Genomic DNA, 6,891 nt, shown 5'->3' with positions numbered 1-6,891 from the left:
CTGAAAGGTCGCGAAAGTCTGTGGACTTTGTGTAAGACAGTACATGGTTTTTTAACCGTGGTATGCAACGGTGGTTGAAGCAGAAACTTAAATCGTGAGGTTTAGGAATCGCCGCCCTAAAAGTGCGGCGAGGATGTCAAATTTCCCATCAATCCCCGCAAAAAGTGCAGCAGGAAAACACTCCCGTCACCTGGGAATCCGCATGGATAGAGACGAAATTGACTCCAGAAGAATTAGACGCTTGCGGGGTGCGCGCCGGTAGTCGAGTCGTGGTGGGAAAACACCGAAAACAACCCTTTCGACTAAAAGACTACATTGCCAGTTATAGCTAAGGCCGCTTGCTTAGGTTTTCCCACCCAAAACACCCACGGTTATGAAATCGCCCATTTAGGAGCCATAGCCAACTGCATTAGCATATTAGAAGCTTATTGTCAACTAATTTAGCTATTTTTAGCAAAAAACCAGAGCATCAATAGAACAATAGCGATCGCCAGTCCGCTAAAAACAGTATTTTTATGCTGCTCTAACTGCATGGGTGGGGGGGATTCTTCTTTTTTCCGTTTATTTGTCCCCTTTTTAAATTGTGGTGTACTATCGGGAAGTTGATCTAAATCGGGAATCTTCGTCATCCACTCATCTGGACGTTTGAGACGGGGAGCTTCGATAATATAAAGCAGACGCTTGGCCTGTTCGCGAATTTGATAGATAGGATGGGTAATAAGTTGCTTACAGATTTCACTAGCTTTCTCCCCCTCTCCTAACCCTTGATGGGCAGAAATTAACCAAATTTGGATCTCACCCCCTGCTCGGGATCCTAAGGAAATTAAGGCTAAAGCCGCATTTAATTGCTGGATACTAAGACGATATTGTCCACGCTCAAAGGCACTGATGCCAGCTTGATAAAGGTCTTGAAAAGAAGGATTTTCGGCCACGGAGTCAAGATCGAGATAAATAAAATTTTACATAAGTATAGCAAGAGCTAAGAAGCAAAAGGAAACTTTGATCAGTATCAGATGTGAGTTTTCAGTTCACTGATGGTTCTTCGTTACTTGGTATGGTTCGATCGGGTGGCATAAATAGACTACATCCTTATCTGGCAAGAGACTTAATTGATTAGTTCGTTCTAGATGGAAAACAATTGACAAAAATCGCCAAATGTCTTTCTATATAAGGGTTTCATCTCTTATAACCCCGTCTATTGCCTAACACAAACCGAAGACCTCACTGATTACTGTTTACTGTTCACTGTTTACTGATCACTGAAAAGCTCCCCACCTCCGCCATTGAGAATGAGAATCTCGGCAAAAACCCGGTACACTTTCTGCTAAACCTGTTCAATCTGCACGAAATGAAAGAGAGGAACTCTCTGTTACTAATTATATTAGCGATCGCTACTATACTAATTAGTCTAGTTTTAGGGATTGTATTTGACAAAAAAGCAGCCTTATTAGGAATTTTGGCAGTTCCCGCCATGGTCGGTTCTTTTGTCCATCCCCGTCTGGGATTATTGGCCCTAATCATCTATCTTCCCTTGAGTAATACCTTCGCTTTGTCTGTGGTGAAAGTTTTTCAGGTAGTGGGCAACTTTATTGGCATAGAGCCATCCTATGCTCTCTACAAAATCGCCAAGGATGCCTTTTATTTCCCCGCTTTAGCGGCAATTTTAATTAAAACCAAAACTTTTAAGCAATTACGCCCCCAAATCAAGCCTTTTCTCATCACAGCTTTGATTTTACTTGCCAGCAGCTTGATAACTTTTCTTTTTGTCAATCTGCCCCAAGGGGCAATTGCCGTGGGAATTGTGGGATTAAAAATCCTCCTAAGTTATATTCCCCTAGTTCTCTGTGGCTACTATCTAATCGAGCAAAAACGGGATTTATTCGTGGTTAATCGGCTTTTAATCGTGATGATCTTAGTCTGTTGCGTTTTAGCTCTAATTCAATACTTCTTACTCGTCCAAGGTATCTGTCCTGATAATGAATTCCTCAATCAACTGGAAGTTCTTGTCCCGAAATCCGACAGCCAATTTTATCCGGATATTACCGAAAAAGCCAGCTTGAAAGCTCAATGTTTTGTCGGGGGTTCAGTGTTGTATAATCCCGATCGAGGCTTAATTCGTCTCCCCGGCACATTTTCTGATCCTTGGCAATGGAGTTGGTTTTTAGTATCTAGTAGCGTCATCAGTTACGCAGCCAGTTTTAGTGATCCGCAAAAAAGATGGCGCGTCGCTGGTTGGGTAGCAATGGTTTTAGTCTTCCTTGCGACTCTGGTTTCTGGACAAAGAATACCTTTCTTGCTAGTACCTTTGTTTTACTTGGTTCTTTTTATTGCTACTAGCAAACATAAACAAAAGTTACCATTAAAATTGGGAATCTTGGGGCTGATTTCCCTGCTCGCGGTGACGTTAAATCCCTTTATTCAGGAAAGAGGACTAAATTTTCTCGATCGCTGGCTATATTCGTCTCCAATTGACTTTGTAGGCAATCAAATGCAGTGGATGTTCAATTATGCACAGCTTTTTGGTTTTGGTTTAGGCAAAGCCACCAGTGGCGCTCTTCATGTAGCGGGAGAAGAAGGGATAAGACTAATTGAAACCTACTACGCTAAACTCCTCTACGAAATCGGTATCGTCGGTTTTATCGCTTTTATGGCACTGGTGACAATTCTCTGTATTCTCACCTTTAAAGCCTATTTAAAGGTAAAAAATGCTGCTTTAAAGCATTGGGGTCTCTGTATCTGGATTTTCCTACTTTTTATTAGCTATAACCCCTACTATTATCCTCTCTCCGTCGAGCCCGTTTCTGTTTACTATTGGTTATTCGCCGGAATATTGCTAAAACTGCCGGAAATCAGGGATAAATTGGAAGATGAGGCGAGATTTCCCGAAAAAAGTGAAGTGGAGAATTAAGAGGATTTTTATCGATAATTAAATTATCTCTCGACTGATAGGAGTTAACCGCAATGACAGCAGAAACCCTTGCCTATTCCCTCGAATCTGTCCTCAAGGAAATTAAAGATAGTATTAAAAGTGTTGATCGAAAGCTAGACACCTTCCAGACAGATGTTGACCAAAAGCTAGACAATCTCGAAAAAAGTTTTGACCAAAAGCTAGACAACCTACAGAAAAATGTCACCGATGTCAAGATAGGACTAGCAACTTTAACAGAGAAAGTCGATAGTATGGATAATCGACTGATCAAGGTGGAAGGAACCCAAAGTAACCAAATTTGGACATTAATAACTCTCTTGAGTGGTTCCTTGATTGCTGTGGGGTTCCGTGCTTTTTTTATGGGCAACAATCCCTAGGCGATCGCTGTAGAGTAACGAGACTTTCTCGCTTGTCCCACCCGACACGCTGCCCCCAGGAAAAACTTTTTCGGCAAGCCCCTGTTTTTTATACACTTTATTTAAACAGTTTGAGTTATAAGATAACCGGCATGACTCAACTCACATCGCGCCCTAGTGTCTTAATTGTCGATGATTTGCCCAATAATGTGCGGCTATTGTCGATTATGCTCACCGAGAAGGGATATCAGGTACGGAAAGCGATTAATGGACAGATGGCACTGAATACAGTGCGATCGCTAATTCCCGATCTGATCCTCCTCGATATTAATATGCCCGATCTCAATGGTTATCAAGTTTGTGAACAGTTAAAAGCTGATGAAAAAACCAGAGAAATTCCCGTGATTTTTATTAGCGCTCTTGATGATGTCTTAGATAAAGTCAAAGCTTTTCAAGTGGGAGGTGTCGATTATATTTCTAAACCTTTTCAAGGGGAAGAAGTGATGGCACGCATCGAAAATCAATTAACTATTTCTCGTCAAAAAAAACAACTCCAAAACGAAATTAAAGAACGTCAAAAAACTGAGGAAACTTTAGAAATTTATCTTCATGCTGTCTCTCACGATCTCCGCAATCCTGTGATCGGGATGTCAATGCTCTTAAATAATTTAATTAAAAATTCTCAGGGAGAAACTAAAGAAGTATCCCGGAAGACTTTACAACAGATGGCCAACAGTTGCGATCGACAATTAACTTTAATTGATTCTCTCGTCGAAACCCGACAAAATGATCTTTGGGGAGTTTCCCTAGAACTAAAGCCTTTATCTCTCTACGAAATCGGTCAACAAATTAGTCAGGAATGGGAGTTAAGATTAAAGGAAAATAAAGCAATTTTAATTAATAATTTTTCACCCGATTTACCTTTAGTTAATGCCGATGCTCACCATCTCTGGCGAGTTTTTGAGAATTTATTAGCCAATGCCCTTAAACACAATCCCCAGGGGATAATTATCACTTTATCCGCTAGACTAGAGGGCAATTATCTCCGGTGTAGTATTGCCGATAATGGCGTGGGAATTAGCGAAACCCAGAGAAAAAAATTATTTGATCGCTATCAACGAGGCAATAATAATAATCAGATTAGTTTAGGACTAGGTTTATATCTATGTCGTCAAATTATCCATGCTCACGGAGGTGAAATTGGCATTATGAATAATGACGAAAAAGGTTCACAATTTTGGTTTACTTTGCCCTACTAAGCTGTTGACTAAATAGGTAGATGTTAAAAACTTTCAGACACCCCCCTTATCAAGGGGGGATCTATCTTCAATTTAATTATAACCAGCTACTTATCTACATTACTCGTTAAGACTGTCTATGAGCAGGAAGAGCCAGTTTAAACATTTGTTTTTTCCTGTGACCGGGGAAAGAAAGGGCTAAGATCTATCTAGATCAACTATCTTGACTTGCCATGGCCGCCAATGCCGACTATTCTGCCCATTCCAGCGTTAACTTGCAACAACCTTGGCATACCTATCCGGTGGAAACCACCCTATCTATCCTCGGTAGTTCGGCTGTTAATGGCCTCAATAGAGAGCAAATCGCCGAAAGAACTAAATATTATGGCAAAAATGAACTACAAGAACGTCCAGGGCGCAGTAATTGGCAAATTCTCCTGGATCAGTTTACCAATATTATGCTCCTCCTCTTAATTGCCGTGGCCATAATTTCCGGGGGACTAGATTTACTGGCATTACAGCGCGGTCATCTGGCTAAAATTGGCGTTCCCTTCAAAGATACGATCGCTATCTTAACAATTGTCATCCTCAATGGCATCCTCGGCTATCTGCAAGAAAGTCGCGCCGAAAAAGCTCTGGCCGCTTTAAAAAAACTTTCCTCTCCCCAAGTTAATGTTATCCGCGAGGGCCAACGCACGGAAATAGATGCGGTTAATCTCGTCCCCGGGGACATCATGCTGATTGAAGCGGGAACCCAAATCAGCGCCGACGGCCAAATTATCGAAGCTTTTAACCTGCAAATTCGCGAATCGGCCTTGACAGGAGAGGCAAATAGTGTTAATAAATCCGCCTCCATTGACCCCTTAGACCGGGATACTCCCCTTGGCGATCGCTTAAATTTTGTCTTTACCGGAACAGAAGTACTGCAAGGCCGGGCCAAGGTCATCGTTACCAATACGGGAATGACGACGGAATTAGGCAAAATCGCTCAAATGTTAGCAACAGTCGGCAATGAACCCACTCCTCTCCAAAAAAGAATGACTCACTTGGGTAATGTCCTTGTCGCTGGTTCTCTGATTCTAGTTGCCCTGACTATTACCATCGGCCTGATCAATGCCGGTTGGTCGGCCCTAGAGGAATTAGTGGAAGTTTCCCTTAGTATGGCAGTAGCTGTCGTTCCCGAAGGATTACCCGCAGTTATCACCCTAACTCTCGCCCTAGGTACCCAACGCATGGTCAAACGTCAGGCCTTGATTCGCAAACTGCCGGCAGTAGAAACCCTTGGTTCCGTTAATGTGATCTGTTCCGACAAAACTGGGACGCTAACGGAAAATAAAATGACCGTGCGGGAGATAGAGACAATTAATCGCAATTTTTCGGTGACTGGGGAAGGATATAGCCCAAAAGGACAATTTTTAGACTCCGAGCAACAGGCGATCGATCCCAAAACCGATCTAGAATTACATCATCTTTTAATTGCCAGTGTCCTCTGCAACGATGCCAGTTTAGACCTCGATAACGGTCACGATAGCATTTTAGGCGATCCCACGGAAGGAGCCTTATTAGTTTTAGGGGCGAAAGCGGGCTTAAATTTATCCCTAACCAAGCAAGAGTTCCCTAGAATCGCTGAAATACCCTTTTCTTCTCAAAGAAAGCGAATGTCGGTCATTTGTCAAGGAGTCAATCCCGTACTATTTACCAAAGGTTCCCCGGAATTAATCCTTGAACAATGTCTCTCCTATCAATCGGGATTAGAAAGTCTTCCTTTTGGGGATAGGGAAAAAGAACAAGTCTTAGTCGCTAACAATGCTATGGCTAACAGGGGTTTGCGAGTCTTAGGATTAGCCTATAAAAACCTGATTTATCCACCAGAATCAACTGAAATCAGCGAAGATGAGCTAATTTGGCTAGGAATGGTCGGTATGATCGACGCACCACGACCGGAGGTACAAATCGCCGTGGCTAGGTGTCGAGAAGCGGGAATCCGTCCGATTATGATCACCGGCGATCATCAATTAACCGATCTAGCAGTGGCTAAAAGTCTTGGTATTGCCCAAGCGGGAGCTTTAGTCATCTCAGGACAAGAATTAGATAAATTATCACCAATTCAGCTAGAAACCATCATTGACAAAACTAACATCTATGCCCGTGTCTCCCCCGAACATAAATTAACTATTGTCCGCGCTTTGCAAAAAAAGGGTAAATTTGTCGCTATGACCGGAGATGGGGTTATTGACATCCTCACCGCCGTAAACGGACGGTGATTCCCAAACCTCACGATTTAGGTTTCTGCTTCTTTCCCTTGCGGGGTTTCGCACCTGCCTTAACAGATTTACTCTGTTCTGGTCTTATGGTCGCTCTACAGACT

General features: G+C 42.5%; 4 protein-coding genes and 2 pseudogenes. 5 read left to right on the top strand and 1 reads right to left on the bottom strand.

What is annotated here, in order from left to right; genetic code table 11:
• Positions 1–140: 140 nt before the first annotated feature.
• A pseudogene (locus IM479_RS15195) lies at positions 141–444 on the top strand (M42 family peptidase); the annotation flags it as partial.
• On the opposite strand, the gene IM479_RS15190 reads toward IM479_RS15195, so the two are convergent.
• Positions 441–932, bottom strand: coding sequence for a hypothetical protein (locus IM479_RS15190; RefSeq protein ID WP_287687165.1), 492 nt, complete (start codon positions 930–932; stop codon positions 441–443). The pseudogene IM479_RS15195 and the gene IM479_RS15190 sit on opposite strands and share 4 nt — an antisense overlap.
• Positions 933–1,348: 416 nt before the next feature.
• Between IM479_RS15190 and IM479_RS15185 the strand changes: the two genes are divergently transcribed.
• From IM479_RS15185 to IM479_RS15170, 4 genes and pseudogenes are all read left to right on the top strand, one after another.
• Positions 1,349–2,908: a hypothetical protein gene (locus IM479_RS15185; protein WP_287687163.1), complete on the top strand. Its 1,560-nt coding sequence runs from the start codon at positions 1,349–1,351 to the stop codon at positions 2,906–2,908.
• A 53-nt stretch (positions 2,909–2,961) separates the two neighbouring features.
• Complete coding sequence (locus tag IM479_RS15180; RefSeq protein ID WP_287687162.1) at positions 2,962–3,306, top strand: coiled-coil domain-containing protein; 345 nt, start codon at positions 2,962–2,964, stop codon at positions 3,304–3,306.
• Positions 3,307–3,437: 131 nt separating this feature from the next.
• On the top strand, positions 3,438–4,544 hold the full coding sequence (locus IM479_RS15175) for a hybrid sensor histidine kinase/response regulator (protein ID WP_287687160.1): 1,107 nt from the start codon (positions 3,438–3,440) through the stop codon (positions 4,542–4,544).
• A 212-nt stretch (positions 4,545–4,756) separates the two neighbouring features.
• Positions 4,757–6,760 (top strand): annotated as a pseudogene (locus tag IM479_RS15170) (cation-translocating P-type ATPase); the annotation flags it as partial.
• Positions 6,761–6,891: the final 131 nt, after the last annotated feature.

Source organism: Microcystis sp. M165S2, from assembly GCF_020245885.1.
Lineage (GTDB): Bacteria > Cyanobacteriota > Cyanobacteriia > Cyanobacteriales > Microcystaceae > Microcystis.
The sequence above is the reverse complement of the archived record's forward strand: the minus strand, read 5'-3'. Positions and strand labels throughout refer to the sequence as shown.